Origin of the sequence: Janthinobacterium silvisoli (assembly GCF_014200725.1) — a bacterium.
Classification (GTDB): Bacteria; Pseudomonadota; Gammaproteobacteria; order Burkholderiales; family Burkholderiaceae_D; genus Janthinobacterium.
In genome coordinates this window covers 40,689-57,163 of the sequence record NZ_JACHCL010000012.1, presented here as the reverse complement: position 1 = coordinate 57,163, position 16,475 = coordinate 40,689, and the positions used below count along the sequence as shown (strand labels likewise).

Annotated in this window: 14 protein-coding genes and 1 riboswitch; of the genes, 8 read left to right on the top strand and 6 right to left on the bottom strand. The window is 61.0% G+C overall.

Going from position 1 to position 16,475, the window contains the following annotated elements; translation table 11 throughout:
- Positions 1-22: 22 nt before the first annotated feature.
- The 5 genes from HDE75_RS26435 to HDE75_RS26415 all read left to right on the top strand — a co-directional run bounded on the left by HDE75_RS26435 (position 23) and on the right by HDE75_RS26415 (position 5,575).
- Complete coding sequence (locus tag HDE75_RS26435) at positions 23-1,258, top strand: ABC transporter permease (RefSeq protein ID WP_183683065.1); 1,236 nt, start codon at positions 23-25, stop codon at positions 1,256-1,258.
- Positions 1,259-1,307: 49 nt separating this feature from the next.
- A complete protein-coding gene (locus HDE75_RS26430) occupies positions 1,308-2,651 on the top strand; it encodes a sigma-54-dependent transcriptional regulator (protein ID WP_183683063.1) in 1,344 nt (447 codons plus the stop codon).
- On the top strand, positions 2,651-3,997 hold the full coding sequence (locus HDE75_RS26425) for a sensor histidine kinase (protein WP_221292014.1): 1,347 nt from the start codon (positions 2,651-2,653) through the stop codon (positions 3,995-3,997). Before HDE75_RS26430 ends, HDE75_RS26425 begins: the two co-directional genes overlap by 1 nt.
- 227 nt (positions 3,998-4,224) lie before the next feature.
- The gene (locus tag HDE75_RS26420; protein ID WP_183683060.1) at positions 4,225-4,731 is read left to right on the top strand and encodes an FxDxF family PEP-CTERM protein; all 507 of its coding nucleotides are present in this window, start codon (positions 4,225-4,227) and stop codon (positions 4,729-4,731) included.
- A 64-nt stretch (positions 4,732-4,795) separates the two neighbouring features.
- Complete coding sequence (locus HDE75_RS26415; RefSeq protein ID WP_183683056.1) at positions 4,796-5,575, top strand: fused MFS/spermidine synthase; 780 nt, start codon at positions 4,796-4,798, stop codon at positions 5,573-5,575.
- Here the strand turns inward: HDE75_RS26415 and pdxR are convergent.
- The gene (gene pdxR / locus HDE75_RS26410) at positions 5,566-7,038 is read right to left on the bottom strand and encodes a MocR-like pyridoxine biosynthesis transcription factor PdxR (RefSeq protein WP_183683053.1); all 1,473 of its coding nucleotides are present in this window, start codon (positions 7,036-7,038) and stop codon (positions 5,566-5,568) included. The genes HDE75_RS26415 and pdxR overlap by 10 nt on opposite strands.
- Before the next feature lie 112 nt (positions 7,039-7,150).
- On the opposite strand from pdxR, the gene HDE75_RS26405 reads away from it, so the two are divergent.
- Complete coding sequence (locus tag HDE75_RS26405) at positions 7,151-7,828, top strand: pyridoxamine 5'-phosphate oxidase family protein (RefSeq protein ID WP_183683051.1); 678 nt, start codon at positions 7,151-7,153, stop codon at positions 7,826-7,828.
- Positions 7,829-7,917: 89 nt separating this feature from the next.
- Positions 7,918-8,745 (top strand): class I SAM-dependent methyltransferase, encoded by an 828-nt coding sequence (locus tag HDE75_RS26400; protein WP_183683048.1) that lies wholly within the window; start codon positions 7,918-7,920, stop codon positions 8,743-8,745.
- Positions 8,746-8,804: 59 nt separating this feature from the next.
- On the opposite strand, the gene HDE75_RS26395 is transcribed toward HDE75_RS26400, so the two are convergent.
- The 5 genes from HDE75_RS26395 to HDE75_RS26375 all read right to left on the bottom strand — a co-directional run bounded on the left by HDE75_RS26395 (position 8,805) and on the right by HDE75_RS26375 (position 15,568).
- Positions 8,805-8,996: a hypothetical protein gene (locus tag HDE75_RS26395; protein ID WP_183683044.1), complete on the bottom strand. Its 192-nt coding sequence runs from the start codon at positions 8,994-8,996 to the stop codon at positions 8,805-8,807.
- Positions 8,997-9,058: 62 nt separating this feature from the next.
- Positions 9,059-9,253: a hypothetical protein gene (locus HDE75_RS26390; protein WP_183683042.1), complete on the bottom strand. Its 195-nt coding sequence runs from the start codon at positions 9,251-9,253 to the stop codon at positions 9,059-9,061.
- A gap of 283 nt (positions 9,254-9,536) precedes the next feature.
- Entirely contained in the window at positions 9,537-11,183 is a 1,647-nt protein-coding gene (locus HDE75_RS26385) for a serine hydrolase (RefSeq protein ID WP_183683039.1), read from the bottom strand.
- A 22-nt stretch (positions 11,184-11,205) separates the two neighbouring features.
- On the bottom strand, positions 11,206-13,065 hold the full coding sequence (locus HDE75_RS26380) for a M1 family metallopeptidase (RefSeq protein WP_183683036.1): 1,860 nt from the start codon (positions 13,063-13,065) through the stop codon (positions 11,206-11,208).
- Positions 13,066-13,183: 118 nt separating this feature from the next.
- On the bottom strand, positions 13,184-15,568 hold the full coding sequence (locus HDE75_RS26375) for a M1 family metallopeptidase (protein ID WP_183683033.1): 2,385 nt from the start codon (positions 15,566-15,568) through the stop codon (positions 13,184-13,186).
- A 138-nt stretch (positions 15,569-15,706) separates the two neighbouring features.
- A riboswitch (yybP-ykoY riboswitch) is annotated at positions 15,707-15,889 on the top strand.
- 8 nt (positions 15,890-15,897) lie between these two features.
- On the opposite strand from HDE75_RS26375, the gene HDE75_RS26370 reads away from it, so the two are divergent.
- Entirely contained in the window at positions 15,898-16,473 is a 576-nt protein-coding gene (locus HDE75_RS26370) for a TMEM165/GDT1 family protein (protein ID WP_183683031.1), read from the top strand.
- Positions 16,474-16,475 lie beyond the last annotated feature (2 nt).

The following is a 16,475-nucleotide window of genomic DNA, read 5'->3' as shown; positions in this document are numbered from 1 at the left end:
TAGAAATAGAAATAGGAACATCATGGAAATCCGACCCATCCTTTCTGCGCTGATGCGCAGCAAAACCGGCGCCATCCTGGTTGCCGTGCAGGTAGCGCTAAGCCTGGCTATCCTGGCCAACGCCTTGCATATCGTCAACGTGCGCCAGGAAGTGGCGGCACGGCCCAGCGGCGTGGCAGCGGAAAACGACGTTTTTCACCTGCTGTCGCGTAACTTGCGCAAGCTTGACAACAATGAGGAGGTCGCGCTGCAAAAACGCCTGGCCGCCGCCGTGCGCGCCGTGCCCGGCGTCGTCTCCGTGGCACAGGTCAGCCAGGTACCATTATCACGCTCGGGTAGCACCAGCGGCCTTTCTACCGACCGCAAGCAGTCGAAGAGCTCCGCCAACGTCGCCATCTACGCTTCACCCGATTCACTGATCAAGACCTGGGGGCTGCAGCTGGTTGAAGGGCGTGATTTCACGCCATCCGAAATCGTCGATATCGATCAAAATGTGACCGATCAATTTCCGCCGCAAGTCATCGTCACGCGTGCGCTGGCCGACAAGCTGCACCCTGGCGGGGGTAGTGCGCTGGGCATGCCACTATTCATGGGTGCTGGCGAAGACGCGCAGCAGTTGCAGGTGATAGGCGTGGTGGAACGGCTGCAGACGCAAGGAGCGGAAGTGGGGGATCGCGGCGAATCTTCGCTGATTTACCCGGTTCGCCTGAGCGGTGACGGCGATACCCTGCTGACCGTACGCACAGAACCGGGCCAGCGTGAGCGCGTGATGAAAGAAGCGGAACAGGCAGTACGCGCCGCCACGCCGGACAAGCTGATCGTTCGCCTGCGCAGCCTGAATGATGACCGCGAAAAACGCTACCGCGCCGACCGCGCGCTGTCGTGGATGCTGATCACGGTATCGGCCCTGCTGTTGCTGGTCACCGCCAGCGGCATCGTCGGCATCGCCAGCCTGTGGGTGACGCAGCGGCGCAAGCAGATCGGCGTGCGGCGCGCCCTCGGCGCGCGGCGCATCGATATCCTGCGCTACTTCCTGACCGAGAACTTCATGATCACCAGCCTGGGCGTGGCCGCCGGCGTGCTGCTGGCACTGGCACTGAACCAGCTGCTGGTGAGCCAGCTGGAAATGGCGCGCCTGCCGCTGCCGTATCTGCTCGGTGGCGCACTGGTGTTCTGGCTGCTCGGCCTCGGTGCCGTATATGGTCCTGCCTGGCGCGCGGCCAGTATTTCGCCAGCGACCGCCACGCGCAGCACATGAGCATTGAGATCTGCATTTACATCTGCCGTGACAATGCTATGCTGCGCCCATGCCTACCGTACTGATTATTGACGACAATGCCGCCGTAGCCATCGCGCTCGACGTACTGTTCTCACTGCATGAGATCGACTCCCTGCACGCCGCCTCGCCCGAAGAGGGCCTGGCGCTGCTGCAGGGCCATGCCATCGACCTGGTGATCCAGGATATGAACTTCACGGCCGACACCACCTCGGGCGAAGAAGGCGTGGCGCTATTTCACGCGATCCGCGCGCGCCATCCGGATTTGCCCGTGATCCTGTTGACCGCCTGGACCCAGCTCGATGCAGCCGTTGAACTGATCAAGTCCGGCGCAGCCGACTACCTGGCCAAGCCTTGGGATGACAGGCGCCTGATCGCCTCGGTGCAAAACCTGCTGGAACTGGGCCAGGCCAATCAGGCATTGCGCAGCCGGCTGGTACAGGAACAACGCCAGCGGCAGGCGTTGGAAACGTCTTTCGATTTGTGCGGCATGGTATGGCAAGACCCCGCCACCGAACGCGTGGTGCACCTGGCATGCCAGGTGGCGCGCGCCGATGTGTCCGTACTGATCAGCGGCCCGAATGGCAGCGGCAAGGAACGCATCGCCGCCATCGTGCAAGCCAATTCGGCAGTACGCGACGGCCCTTTCGTAGTGCTCAATTGCGGCGCCGTGCCGGTCGACCTGATCGAGGCAGAACTGTTCGGCGCCGAAGCGGGCGCCTATACGGGTTCTACCCGCGCGCGCGACGGCAAGTTCGACGCGGCCGACGGCGGTACCCTGTTTCTCGACGAGATAGGCAATTTGCCGCTGGCCGGGCAAATGAAGCTGTTGCGGGTGCTGGAAACGGGCCGCTTCGAGCGGCTCGGTTCAAACCGCGAACGGCATGTGAAAGTGCGCGTGATCAGTGCCAGCAATGCGGACTTGCCGGCCATGATACGCGCCGGCACCTTCCGCGAAGACCTGTTCTACCGCCTGAATGTAATCGAGCTGCGCCTGCCGCCGCTGGCCCAGCGCCCGGCCGACATTTTGGTGCTGGCACGGCATTTCCTGGGCGCCGGCAAGAGCCTGGACACGCAGGCACAAGCGACCTTGCAAGCGTACGGCTGGCCCGGCAATGTGCGCGAATTGAAAAACGTCATGCAGCGCGCCAGCCTGCTGACACCTGGCCCTCTGATCCACGCCGAAGAACTGGGTTTGCCTGTGCTGCGCGCCAAGGCCGACGGCGATGCCGTGGTCGCCGAACCTGACCGCGCCAGCGTCATCGCAGCGCTGGAGCGCGCCCAGGGCGTGGTGACCCAGGCGGCGCAGGAACTGGGCCTGTCGCGCCAGGCGCTGTACCGGCGCATGGAACGCCTGGGTATCGATCGCGCCTGATGCCGACGCCCACGCCAAGGCTGCCGCTGCGCCTGTCCTTACTGACGCGCTGGACGGCCCTGATCGGCACCCTGATGGTGCTCGGCATCGGGATCGCCCTGCTGCTGTCGCATTTTTTTCCCGCCCAGCCATGGCTGGTGATGGGCCTGTCCCTGCTATGCGTGGTGCCGATCGCCATCATCACCATCCGGGCCCAGCTGCAAACGATGCTGTCGCTGTTTCGCGCATTGAGCGGCACGGTCGCCAGCTACCAGGACGGCGACTTTGCCTTCAGCTTGCGCTGGCCGCAAAACGATGAACTAGCCGACCTGGTGGCAGCCCACAACCACCTGGGCGACGTGCTACGCAAGCAGCGCCTCGACCTGGTACAGCGCGAACTGCTGCTCGATACCATGGTGCAGAACACGCCGGTGGCCATGCTGCTGGTGGCCGAAGGCAGCGCCATCGTGTATGCCAACCTGGCGGCGCGCCAGCTGCTGCACCAAGGCCGCCGCCTGGAGGGGCAGCACCTGCCAGACATCGTGCAGCAGTCATCGCCGGCACTGGCGGACGCGCTGGCGCGTGGCCACGACGGCCTGTTTGCCAGCGGCGAAGGGGAACAGGAAGAGGTGTATCACCTGGCGCGGCGCCGCTTCAGCCTGAATGGCCGCAAGCACGAACTGCTGCTGCTGCGCCAGCTGACGCATGAACTGCGCCGCCAGGAAGTGCAAACCTGGAAAAAAGTCATCCGCGTGATCAGCCATGAATTGAACAATTCGCTCGCGCCGCTGGCCTCGCTGGCCCATTCCGGCGCCGAACTGGTACGGCGTGGCCAGACCGAACGGCTGCCGCAAATCCTGGCCACGATAGAGGAACGCACACGGCACCTGGAAACCTTCATCCTCGGCTATGCCAGCTTTGCCAAGCTGCCCACGCCGCGCATGGCCAGCTGCGACTGGCAACCGTTTCTCGATACGCTGGCCTCGCAAATCCCGTTCACCCTCGATGGCCAACCTCCCGCGCAGCCAGCCATATTCGATGCGGCGCAAATGCAGCAAGCATTGCTCAACCTGCTCAAGAACGCGTGTGAATCGGGTTCCCGGCCGCAGTACATCAGCCTGCACGTCAGCCAAGCCATGGGGCAGTTACGCATCGAAGTGCGCGACCGTGGCCCCGGCATGAGTGCCGCCGTGCTGGAAAACGCGCTGGTGCCCTTTTACTCCACAAAACGCAGCGGTACCGGCCTGGGCCTGGCGCTGGCACGCGAAATCGCCGAAGCCCATGGCGGCCGCATCGCTTTGTCCAACCGCGACGGCGGCGGCCTGGCCGTGACCATGATCCTGCCTGTGGGCGAAGGAAACAATTAGCAATTTGATTGCTTTTAAAATATTTATTTGTATTAAAAATACATCATTAAAATTCCTACCAGAAATAATCCGCGACGCTCTGCCCCGCAGTTAGCAAGAAGCTATTTACTCATCTGTTTCGATTTATATATACATTATTGACAACAAAAATCCTTGCCGATAAGGTAAGTACAGGCGTGCTTCCAGCAGAACTCGCCACTCATCGAAACTATCTTTGCGGGGCAAACATGAAACTACAATCACTGATACTGGCGGCCGTACTTGCCGTGTCGGCTGGCGGCGTGTATGCCGCCGACAACAAGAATGTCGACATCACGCTGGCAGGCAGCGCTCCCCAGTGGACAGCCCACTTCGGTGCGGACCATGTGGCCGACAATTTTGTCGACACCTTTACCTTTGCACCGGCGAGTGGCAACTTCCTCGTCAATGGCGGCTTCACCAATGTCAGCGTCAACCGGAACCAATACATCGAGTTCCTGTCAGCAACCCTGAATGGGGTGGCGCTGCAGCTGTACGCCACCAGCAGCGGCGGCACGACCTTTTCCGGCGCCGCGTCGATCGGCGACCTGGCCACGACGGCACCGCTGATACTGACCATTACGGGCATTTCGCGCGGCATTGCCAGCTATGGCGGCAATTTCAACATCGTGGCCGTGCCGGAACCGGCGACCTACGGCATGCTGCTGGCCGGCCTGGGCCTGATCGGCTATGCCGTGCGCCGGCGCCGCAGCTGAAACTGAAGCACCCCACCAAAGACGCTGCGGCGTCTTTTTTTATGCGTACTGCTACACTGGCGCCATGCATACCGACTTCACCAACAACAGCAATACCGCCTTCAGCCATCCGGACCATCCACCCGCCACCATCACCGAACACCGCGGCATCCGCTACCTGCACCTGGGGACCAAGTGGGTGCAGGGCGCCATGCGCATCGACAAACCCGATGCCATTGAGCTCGAATACGTGCAGATGATGATGATGTGGATGCTATTCAAGACGCAGCCCAAACGCATCGTACAACTGGGCCTGGGCAGCGCAGCGCTGACCAAGTTCAGCTACCGCCGCTTTCCCGAGACGAACGTGACAGTGGCCGAGCTCAATCCCAACATCATCGCCATCTGCGGGGCCCAGTTTGCGCTGCCGCCGAATGACACGCGCCTCGACGTGCGTGAAATGAATGCGCTCGACTTCGTGCTCGACACCAGTAACCACGGCACGATCGACGTACTGCAGGTGGACCTGTACGACGAAGAGGCGCGCGGCCCCGTGCTCGACACGCCCGAGTTTTATCAAGCCTGCTTCGACTGCCTGACGGACGACGGCATCATGACCACCAATGTGTTTGGCGACTTTGCCAGCTACGACAAGAATCTGCAGGCGATGGAACTGGTGTTCGACGCCGTTGTCTGGGTGCCTGAACTGCAGGATGAAAACATCGTCGTGCTGGCCTTTAAAAAGTCGCCCTCGCTCGACTTCAGCGACTTGTACGAACGCGCCGTAGCCATCAAAAAACAGTACAACCTGCCAGCAAAAAACTGGGTCAATGGCTTGAAGCAGTGGATGCTGGATCAGCAGTAAATCAACGCCCCAAGCTGGCGCACCAGTCCATCCATATTCTCGGCCGGCACCTGTGAATAGCCGAGCAGAAAACCGCTCCAGCCGGGACGCTCCCCCGTGGCGTGGGCGCCCAGCGCCAGCGCCACGATGCCGGCCTGCGCGGCGCGCCGGCTCAGCGCAATATCATCGCATGCAGGGTCGTCAAAACGCAGCGCCAGGTGCATGCCGGCCGCGCCGCCATATACGCTGGCGCCATCACACGCGTGGCGCAGCAACGCTTCCGACAGCGCATCGCGGCGCTGCCGGTACAAACGGCGCATGCGCCGCACATGGCGGGCAAACAGGCCGCTGCGCAGGAATTCGGCTAGCGCCAGCTGTTCGGCGGCGCGTCCTCGCACGGCGCACTGCGCCTGCATCTGGCCAAACGCCGTGGCCAGGGCCGCCGGCACCACGATAAAGGCGATGCGCAGCGCCGGGAACATGGTCTTGCTGAAGGTGCCCAGATACACCACGGGTGCGTCGTTCACCAGCCCCTGCATGGCGGCCAGCGGTGGCCCGCCATGGCGAAATTCGCTGTCGTAGTCATCTTCCAGGATCAGCGCGCCGCTGGCGCGCGCGCGCTCGAGCAGGGCCAGGCGGCGCGCCGGACTCAGTACGCTGCCGGTCGGATATTGATGCGACGGCGTGGTGTAGACCAGACGCGGCGGCGCAGCGATCCAGTCATTGTCACTGGGCGCCATGCCATCGGCATCGACAGGGATGCCCACCACTTCCAGGCCAGCCGCGCGCCCTGCCGCCAGCGCGCCGCCATAACCGGGATGCTCGATCCACAAGGTGTCGCCCTGGTCGGCAAACGCGCGCAAACACACTTCCAGGCTGCTTTGCGTGCCATCGGTGATGAATACCTGGCCCGCATCGCAGACCACCCCGCGCGCGGCGCGCAAATGCTCGGCGATCGCCACCCGCAACTGCGGCTCGCCAGCCGGATCGCCATAATTGAGCTGGCGCGGCGAGACGGCGCGCCAGGCCCGATCCAGCATGCGCCGCCATTGGGTCAAAGGGAATTCGTCGAGCGCCGGCACGCCCGGCGCAAACGCGCCCATCACGTCGGCCGGGAACACCACCGAGGCACTTCCATCCTGCCCGGCCACCCCGCGCAAATGCGTGGCGCGGCGCGACAGCCCTATTTGCACAGTGCTTGCCGGTGATGAAACGGCCACGCCGGCGCTGCCAGCGACGACCGTGCCGCTCCGGCCTGCCAGCACAAACCCTTCGCTGGCCAATTGCTCATAGGCGTACAGCACCGTATTGCGCGCCACTCCCAGTTCCTGTGCCAGCACGCGCGTGGCCGCCAGACGCATGCCGGGCGCCAGCTGGCCCGTGCGGATGGCCGCGCGCAGGCATTCATGTAGCAGGCGCTGGCGCGGCCAGTTCCGTTCGCGGTGCCCGCGCTCGAAAGTAGCGAATAGCAGGCTGTAGTCCATGGCACTTCCCTCTGCCTCGTGGCTCTAGAATATTACTGGGTTCTGGATCTTTTTCCAGAACCAGCCAGCGATTATAGTGCGCGCTCTGCCATTCACCCACAGGACTGCCGCCATGACCGACTACACTATCGTCCCCTCTCCTCCCAGCCCTCCTAGCGCTCGTACCCGTGTGCGCCGCGTGGCCGAACTGGCCCGCTACGAGCAGGCTACTCTGCACGCCATCCTCGACGACACCTACCTGTGCCACATCGCCTTTCACGATGCGCTGGGCAGCCATTGCATCCCCACCGCCTGCTGGCGCATCGGCGAACATTTGTACATCCATGGTTCGAACGGCAGCCGCATGCTCAAACGCCTGCTCGATGGGGGCGACGCTTGCGTGACGGTCACCCATCTCGACGGCCTGGTGCTGGCCCGCTCAGCCTTCAACCACACCATGAATTACCGCTCGGCGATGATTTACGGGCAGTTTGAAAAAGTCGATGACATCGCCCTGCAGCACGCGGCCATGGAAGCCCTGATGGACAAGCTGGCGCCGGGCCGCCAGGCGCAGGTGCGCGGCGGCAGCGACAAGGAATATGGCGCCACCACGGTGCTGCGCATCGCGCTCGATGAATGCGCCGTCAAGCAGCGCCGAGGCGGCCCGCAAGATGACGAGGCGGACCTGGCGCACGCCGTATGGACGGGTGAATTACCCTTCACGCACGGCCGTGGCCCGGCTATCGCCGATGTGCTGTGCACCAGCGAGGCGCCCGCTTACGTCACGGGGTGGCCCACGGAATCCGCTTGACCCGCACGCGTGCTTGCCTGATGATCGGGATTGATGGCGATAGCCGCCAACCGATTCCCAAACATATGGAGCATATGATGGAGCACACGATGAGCAAGCGCGTATCCCTGGCCGGGGTAGTGGCCGCCATGCTGGCCTGCAGCGGCGGCGCTGCTATGGCTGCCGACACGGGCGACGCAGCCTTGAAGGCGGCGATTGCCGGCAGCGCGCGCACCCCGGCCAACGCGGCGCGCGATGGCGCCCGCCACCCGTACGAAACGCTGACTTTCTTCGGCATCAAGCCGACCATGACGGTGGTGGAACTGGCGCCCGGCGGTGGCTGGTACACGGAGATCCTGGGCCCGTATCTGCACGACCATGGCAAGCTGATCGCCGCCGGCAGCGACCCGCAGTCCGCCAGCGAAGGCGCGCGCAAGAGCGCAGCCCGCTTCCAGCAAAAACTCGATACCAATCCGGCCGCCTTCGGCAAGGTGGAAATCGGCGCCTTTGCACCACCGGCCACCTACCGTATCGCGCCCAAGGGCACGGCCGATATGGTGCTCACCTTCCGCAATATCCATAACTGGATACCGATCGGCGAAGACGGCATGAAAACGCTGTTCAAGGAAGTCTACGACAGCTTGAAACCGGGTGGCGTATTCGGCGTCGTCGAACACCGCCTGCCCACCGGCAAAGCGCAGGATGCGCAGGCCAGCACCGGCTATATGCATGAAGCGTACGTGATACGCCTGGTGGAAAGCGCGGGCTTCAAGCTGGCCGCCAAGTCGGAAATCAACGCCAATCCCAAGGATAACGCCGAGCACCAGGGCGGCGTCTGGGCGCTGCCACCCACTTATGCCAACAACGATACCGACCGCGCCAAATACACGGCCATCGGCGAGAGCGACCGCATGACCCTGAAGTTCGTCAAACCGTAATGCCTGAACGGCGGCGCGCCGATACGGCGTACCGCCGTCCCTCTGCCTAAGCGCCCGCCTTACACAAAAATACCGTACACGCCACAAAAGCGCGACACCACCCAGCATTGGTCCATATTATCGTCCACCGTGCATGCGATTGATGCTTTCATGCATTCAAGACGCGTCGGCTGCGCATATGCAGTACCCAAGGCGCCTGCCAGGCCGACTGCAGTAGCAAACAAAAAGAACGCTTTTTTCATATTCAGCATATCGATTCCAATCCCGAAGAGTTCAGTTCTTAAAAAAACCAGGGCTAGCTGTGTTGGCTACCTTATACGTGGATGCCATACACGCCACACAGGCGCTTGACCAGTGCGCAGCCATTCTGATCGCCGTCATTGAGGCAGGCGTCGCGGGCCTCTTCACATGTTTCACGCGTCGGCAAGGCGTAGGCGGTGGAGCTGAGGGCGCCGGCAAAACCAAGGGCGGCGCAAAAGACAAAGACGGCTTTCTTTACATTGATCATTTTTATTCCATTCCCAAAGTGTTGAGTCGTTATAAAAACTACTGAAAGAAAAACAAACCAGCCACCAAAAATCGTCTATCGATAGACGCTTGGCGCATGGAAATAGTAGCACCAAGAAAAGTTACTAAATGTTTAAACAAGAAAACAAGATAATGTTTATTTATTAAATATCTTCATAAAATAAAAAGCGGCTTATGGCTCAGCCAACTCGCATTTCGATGGCAAGGGACGAAAAAAAACCGCAGACCAGGCTGCGGTTCTTGTATGGTCGCGAATACCGTGCTTATTTCTTCGCTTCCTTGGCTTTCACCGGCAGCAGGTTCAAATCCTGGAAGTCATAGCTGAAATCCGTTTCGGCAGAGACCGGCGCCATCTTCACGCGGTCGATGCTGCCGTCCGGGTTCAGCGAGAACGTCACATAGGCGTCGGCGTTGAAATTGCGCTCTTTCCAGCGCACGATGAAGGTATCGTGCTGGAAGTGTTCCAGCTCGCCCGTCAGGTCTGGCGTGCGCGTGAAGCTGAGGATCTGCTTCTTGCCTTCATGCCTGATCACGACCTTGCCATACCAGGCGTCTTCATACTCGCCGTCATACGACGCCAGTGGCAGCGAAGGCTGCGATTTCGCAGCGCGCGCACTCGAAGCATTGCCCACCTTCTTGACTTCGGCTTCGTGCTGGTCCTGCTCCACCTTGGACACCAGCTTGATCCAGTCAGATGGCGCAGCATTGAGGTAATGGTCGAGGATGCGCCATTGCAGCGCCGTCATCGAACCGCCATTCTCGGCATTGGTCAGGATCGCCACGCCCAGTTTCGCTTCCGGCACCATCACCACGCGCGAATAGAATCCTTGCAGCGCGCCGCCATGCATGGCCACTTTCATGCCCTTGTAATCGCGCAGCTGGAAGCCCAGGCCATACGCGCTGAAGTTCGGCTTGGTCGCCGCCAGCGCCGGTTTGGGTTCACCGATTTTTATCGGCGTCTGTTCCGACCACATCTCGCGGCCCTGCTTTTCGCTGAACAGACGCGCTTGCTTGCCATCCTTGTCCTGCACGCCGGCGATCTTGCCGCCATCGAGCAGCACCATCATCCACTTGGCGATATCTTCCGCATTCGTGTTGATGCCGACGGCGCCCACCGCGTTCGGTACCGGCATCGATTTGACGGCGGCGATCTTGCCGTTGATCTTGCTGTGCGCATTGGCCACGTCGGGATTGCCTGCGTTTTCCGTCAGGCTGGTAGTGGTGGACGTCATGCCCATAGGCGTGAGGATGCGTTCATGCACGGCCTCGCCCCAGGTCTTGCCCGTCTTTTCAGCGATGATCTTGCCGGCGACGATGTACAGCAGATTGTCGTAGGCGTAGCTGCTGCGGAAACTGGTGGCCGGGCGGATGTAGCGCAGCTTTTCAATGATTTCATCGGTGCTGAAGGTGGTGGTCGGCCACCACAGCAAATCGCCGGCGCCCAGGCCCAGGCCACTGCGGTGCGTCAGCAGGTCGCGGATGGTCATCGCGCCCGTCACATACGAATCGTACATCTGGAAACCAGGCAGATGCTTGGTCACCGGATCATCCCAGGCCAGCTTGCCTTCGTCGACCAGCATCGATAGCGCGGCCGCCGTAAAACCCTTCGAGTTGGACGCTACTTCGAACAGCGTCTTCGCATCGACGGGAGCCGGATCACCGAGCTTGCGCACGCCAAAACCCTTGGCCGTGATGACCTTGCCATCCTTGACGATGGCAATCGCGATGCCGGGCACGTCGAAGGTTTTCAGGGCGCTATTGACATCCTGGTCCAGGTCGAAGGCCGGCACGGCTGCCGTTGCAGTGGCGATGGCAGGCGCAATGTCAGCGGCCATGGCTGGCAAGGTGACGCTGGAAAACGCCAGCACGATGGCGGCGGTCATGCGATGCAGTTGGTAGCTATTTTTCATCAGTCAAAACTCCAGAATGGGATCAACGTGCCTGTGCGGCCATCAGTTTATCGACGCTTTCCTGCGTCACCGGGTGATAGCGTTCACGCGCCTTGGCATACACCTGCTTGGCCCACTCGTGGCCTTGCGGCGTCTTCATCAGCGCGGCATACAGGGGCACGACAAACTTCTGGCGGCCCACGCTCAGCAGGAATGCTTGCAGCGGCTCGTGCACGTCGTAGCCGGCGTTCACGGACGCCAGGTAGAAGCGGTAAGCCACTTCATTGTTGCCGCTCTTGCCCACGCCATACATCTGATCCAGCTCACGCATCTGCGCGGCGCTGGCCTTGCCATTGATGTCGTTCAGGAAATGCATCGATTCGAGGGCTACCCACTTGTCCATGCCCAGTTCTTTGGTTGGCAGTTCGCCCTTCAGCCAGGCGTCGCGGTGCTGGTCCAGCAAGGTCAGGCGCGGCGAGACCACATGCTGCGCGCTGGCCGGAATACCGGTGCCATACAGCCAGTCGTTCAGTTCCGCTTCCGGCATCACGTCCGGATGCTGGGCCAACAGATTCTTGCGCAGGTAATCGACAAACTGGTCGGTCGTCACGCTCTGGAAGGCATGCTGGTCGAACCAGCCGCGCAGGAAGGGATCAAACACGGCGCGGCCGGCGCGGCGCTCCATGGTGGCCAGGAACCAGGCGCCCTTCGGATAAATGATGCCGTCGTCGGTATAGGTTTCGGACGGGTTGGCGTCTGCATCACGCGTCACCAGCGCCGTTTTTGCGGCCGGCAGTTCGCGGATTTCAGCGGCCAGCTCTTCCTGGTCTACCTGCACGCCCATCTGCGCCACTTCGCTGCCGTACAACTGCTCGACGATGCGCGTGGTGACGTAAGTGGTGAAGCCTTCGTTGAGCCACATATGCTTCCACGAGGCGTTGGTGACCAGGTTGCCCGACCACGAGTGGGCCAGTTCATGCGCGATCAAATCGACCAGGCTGCGGTCACCCGCGATCATGGTCGGCGTGAGGAAGGTCAGGCGCGGGTTTTCCATGCCACCGTAAGGGAACGATGGCGGCAGCACGATCATGTCATAGCGGCCCCAGCGGTATGGGCCATACAGCGATTCGGCAGCCTTGATCATTTTTTCCGTATCGGCTAGCTCGTATTCGGCAGCCTTGATGCGCGGCGGTTCCGCATACACGGCCGAGCGGGGACCGAGTTTGCGTACTTCCAGTTCGCCGATGGCGATCGCCAGCAGATACGATGGTATCGGTTGCGGCATCTTGAATTTCCAGCCGCCCTTGCCGGTCGCTTTTTCGTCATTCTCGGCGCTCATCACGACGCGCATGCCTGCAGGCGCATCGATGCGCGCGCTGTAGGTAAAACGCACGGCCGGCGTATCTTGCGACGGCACCCACGAACGGGCGTTGATGCTTTGCGACTGGCTGAACATGAAAGGCAGCTTGCCCGACATGGTTTGCTGCGGCGTGAGCCACTGCAGCGCGATGGCGCCCGGCGCCGTGTGGTAATACACGCGCACTTTTTCAGGCTGGCCGGTGGTAGTGATGCGCAGCGCCTGGCCCTTTTCCGGGTCTACCTTGTCCAGCTGGTACGGCGCCATATGCCATGCGCCGCGCTTGTCCTGCACCTGCACCTTGGCAATCGACAGGTCGCGCGTATCGAGCACCAGGGTGTTGGCTGCCGGATCGATCCACTTCAGCGACAGTTCGGCATAGCCGGACAGGGTCTTTTGCTTGAAGTCGGCTTTCAGGTCCAGTTGCAGGTCGCGCGTGCGCACCTGGTCGTAGCGCGCATAGCTGAGAGGATCGGCGTGCGCAGCCAGGGTAGCCTGGCACAGTAGCGCACAGCCCAGCGCGCGCAGGAAGGTCAAAGTTTGCATGGTCGTCTTTTGAATGATTGCGAAGGCACCGGCAAGTGTGCGCCGGGCGTCGCGCAGAATAGCACTTCCACGCGACGCTGGCAGAAAAAAGCACCAGGCAAGTACCTGCACATGGGCTTTACCTGGCCTCCGCCCCCTTCAACGGCGTATTAAAATCCTTCATCAGGTTATTCTTGTCGCGGTCCTGCTTGAACAGTTCCAGCCGCGATGGTGTTACCTTGCGGGGCCAGGCATTGTTGCTGACGTCGATATCGGCCGTTTCCCAGTACGGGTCTTGCACCAGGCCAACCATCGGCTCGTCCGTGATGATCACCTTGCTGATCTTCTTCGGACTATAGCGCCATACTTCTGCCGGCACGCGCTCGATGATCTTCTTGCCGCTGGCTAGCTCGATTTCCAGTATCAGCGGCATCACCAGGCCGCCCAGGTTGGAAAAATCGACCAGGTAGATATGCTTGCCCTGGGCGCGCTGTTCCAGTAACGCACGCTCCCAAGGCTCCAGCGCCTCGCGCTCTTCCGCGTAAGCGTTGCGGTCCTTGTTGGTGACGGTGTAGTCATCGTGCTCGTTATAAAAATCCTTCAAGGTGAGATCGCTGTCGACCTTCTTGGACAGCAGCTTGTTGCGCTGGCTGGATATCGAGATGGGCTGAGCGGCCTTCTGGGCTTTTCTCCACGCCTTTTCGACCTCGGGATTCTTCGTGCTGACGCCATATTCGCTGATGCCATCGATGCTGATATCGACCGCATCGGTGGTATAAAACCAGCCGCGCCAGAACCAGTCCAGGTCCGTGCCGGAAGCATCTTTCATGGTGCGGAAAAAGTCGCTTGGCGTGGGCCGCTTGAACTTCCAGCGCCGAGCATATTCCTTGAAGGCGAAATCGAACAACTCGCGCCCTAGTATGGTTTCACGCAGGATGTTGAGGGCTGCGGCCGGCTTGTCATAGGCGTTTGGCGACAGCAGCAGTACCGACTCGGGATTGGTCATGATGGGCACCTGGTTGGTACTGCGCATGTAGTCGACGATCTTGCGCGGCTCGCCATTCCAGGACGGGTAATCCTCTTCCCATGCCTGCTCGGCCAGGTACTGCAGGAAGGAATTCAAGCCCTCGTCCATCCAGGCCCACTGGCGCTCATCGGAGTTGACCACCATGGGGAAATAATTATGGCCCACCTCATGGATAATCACGCTGATCAAGTCATATTTTGCCGTCTTCGAATATGTAACAGCGCTCGTCTTTTTATCTTTCACCGGACGTCCGCCATTGAACGATATCATCGGATACTCCATGCCGCCCACGGCGCCGTTGACGGAAATCGCGTTCGGATACGGATAATCGAAGCTGTACTTGTTGTACTGCTCGATGGCGTGCACCACCGCGCGCGTGCTGTACTGCTGCCACAGCGGATTGCCTTCTTTCGGATAAAACGACATGGCCATCACGCGCTTGCCGCCGCTGTCGAGTCCCTGCGCATCCCAGATGAATTTACGGCTCGACGCCCATGCCACGTCGCGTACATTCTGCGCCTTGAAGTGCCAGGTCTTGGTGGCCGTGCTGCGGCCTTTTTCGGCGGCCAGCGCTTCTTCCGGCGTGATCACCAGCAGCGGCGTAGCGCTGTTCTTCGCGCGCGCCAGCCGTTCGCGCTGCACCGCACTCAGCACCGTGGACGCGTTTTGCAGTTCGCCCGTGGCAGCGACCACATGGTCCGCCGGCACCGTCAGATACAGTTCGTAGTCGCCGAATTCCAGTGCGAATTCACCGGTACCCAGGTACTGCTTGTTTTGCCAGCCGACCGCATCGTAATAGGCGGCCATGCGGGGGAACCACTGCGCGATCTGGAAGATCGTATTGTCTTCGTCAGGAAAATGCTCGTAGCCGGAGCGCTCGACCAGCACCTTCTGGTCATTGATGTTGTATGACCAGGCGATAGTAAAACTCACGCTCTGACCAGGCGCCAGCGCCACCGGCAAATCGATGCGCAGCATGGTCTGGTTGATGACGTAATGCAGCGGCTTGCCGGCATCCGAAGTCACGGCGCTCAAGTTAAAACCGCCATCGAATTCGCGGCCCGCGTGGATCGCGCGCAAATCCTCGAACTTCAGCGCTTCATCCTCATTACCGCTCAACCAGGCCTGGCGCGATGGCGCGCTCAAAACGCGGCGCTGGTCGGCATCCTTGCGTATGCCATTCTGGTCCAGCTGCAGCCACAGGTAATTCAAACTGTCGGGCGAGCGGTTGTGATACGTGATCTTTTCGCTGGCCGTGATGGCGCGGCGCTTTTCATCGAGCGTTGCGTGGATTACGTAGTCGGCGCGCTGCTGCCAGTAGGCGTGGCCCGGTGCGCCGGACGCCGTGCGGTAGGTGTTCGGCGTGGGCAGCAGTTCTTCCAGCTGGCGGAACTTGTCATCGAACGTTGGAGCCGCGGCGCACAGGCCGGGAAAACTGGCCATCAAGAACAGGCAGGGGACGAGCGAGTGCAAGGAAAAACAGGCTGGAAAACGCATGGACATTCCATCGGGAGTGAAAAGACAAGGCCCATTTTAAGTCCAGCATATTTTCAAAACGATCATTTTCTGTGTTGTCGGCAGCTGACAACAGGCGCTTGCGGCACTGGCGCGACAGCCGCCATCGGCGTATGATTCGCCTCGAACATTGGGGAGTAGTCGTCTTGCGGTCCTGCCGCAGGAACCTGTATCAACATAATTGGCCCGCAGGCCATGGTGCAGGTGGTTGTAGAACTTGACGAGACCATTGATCCGAGGCGGCCGCATGGGCCGGAGTCGCCCCTGGATCATTGGTTAATTCGTCCGGCCCACGTACCTCTTGCAATCTCATGGAAGCATTCTTCATCTCTACCGGCATCGTCGGTCTCGCTGAAATCGGCGACAAAACCCAACTCCTGGCTTTTCTGCTGGCGGCCAAATTCCGCAAGCCCCTGCCTATCGTGCTGGCGATACTGGCCGCCACCATCGTCAACCATGCGTTTGCCGCCGCTGTGGGCGCCTGGATCACCAGCATGCTGGGGCCCGACGTGCTGCGCTGGGTACTCGGCGTCTCCTTCCTGGTAATGGCGGCCTGGACCCTGATTCCGGACAAGATCGATGAAGACGACACCAAGCTGGCCAAATATGGCGTATTCCTGACCACCCTGATCGCCTTCTTCATGGCCGAAATGGGCGATAAAACCCAGGTGGCGACCGTCGCCCTGGCGGCGCGCTATCACGACGTTGTTTCCGTCGTGCTGGGCACCACCGTGGGCATGATGCTGGCCAATGTACCGGCCGTCTACCTGGGCGACAGGATCGCCAACAAGGTCTCGCTGCCGCTGGTGCACGGCATCGCAGCGATCGTCTTCGCCATCCTGGGCGTGGCGACCTTGCTGGGCGCAGGCAAGCTGCTGGGCTTTTAGAT

What these genes read in the sequence shown, in the direction of transcription:
- HDE75_RS26430 (WP_183683063.1), top strand. Translation starts at nt 1,308, where the DNA reads ATGCCTACCGTACTGATTATTGACGACAATGCCGCCGTAGCCATCGCG.
- HDE75_RS26405 (WP_183683051.1), top strand. Translation starts at nt 7,151, where the DNA reads ATGACCGACTACACTATCGTCCCCTCTCCTCCCAGCCCTCCTAGCGCT.
- HDE75_RS26425 (WP_221292014.1), top strand. Translation starts at nt 2,651, where the DNA reads ATGCCGACGCCCACGCCAAGGCTGCCGCTGCGCCTGTCCTTACTGACG.
- HDE75_RS26370 (WP_183683031.1), top strand. Translation starts at nt 15,898, where the DNA reads ATGGAAGCATTCTTCATCTCTACCGGCATCGTCGGTCTCGCTGAAATC.
- pdxR (WP_183683053.1), bottom strand. Translation starts at nt 7,038, where the DNA reads ATGGACTACAGCCTGCTATTCGCTACTTTCGAGCGCGGGCACCGCGAA.
- HDE75_RS26415 (WP_183683056.1), top strand. Translation starts at nt 4,796, where the DNA reads ATGCATACCGACTTCACCAACAACAGCAATACCGCCTTCAGCCATCCG.
- HDE75_RS26435 (WP_183683065.1), top strand. Translation starts at nt 23, where the DNA reads ATGGAAATCCGACCCATCCTTTCTGCGCTGATGCGCAGCAAAACCGGC.
- HDE75_RS26380 (WP_183683036.1), bottom strand. Translation starts at nt 13,065, where the DNA reads ATGCAAACTTTGACCTTCCTGCGCGCGCTGGGCTGTGCGCTACTGTGC.
- HDE75_RS26420 (WP_183683060.1), top strand. Translation starts at nt 4,225, where the DNA reads ATGAAACTACAATCACTGATACTGGCGGCCGTACTTGCCGTGTCGGCT.
- HDE75_RS26375 (WP_183683033.1), bottom strand. Translation starts at nt 15,568, where the DNA reads ATGCGTTTTCCAGCCTGTTTTTCCTTGCACTCGCTCGTCCCCTGCCTG.
- HDE75_RS26385 (WP_183683039.1), bottom strand. Translation starts at nt 11,183, where the DNA reads ATGAAAAATAGCTACCAACTGCATCGCATGACCGCCGCCATCGTGCTG.
- HDE75_RS26390 (WP_183683042.1), bottom strand. Translation starts at nt 9,253, where the DNA reads ATGATCAATGTAAAGAAAGCCGTCTTTGTCTTTTGCGCCGCCCTTGGT.
- HDE75_RS26395 (WP_183683044.1), bottom strand. Translation starts at nt 8,996, where the DNA reads ATGCTGAATATGAAAAAAGCGTTCTTTTTGTTTGCTACTGCAGTCGGC.
- HDE75_RS26400 (WP_183683048.1), top strand. Translation starts at nt 7,918, where the DNA reads ATGAGCAAGCGCGTATCCCTGGCCGGGGTAGTGGCCGCCATGCTGGCC.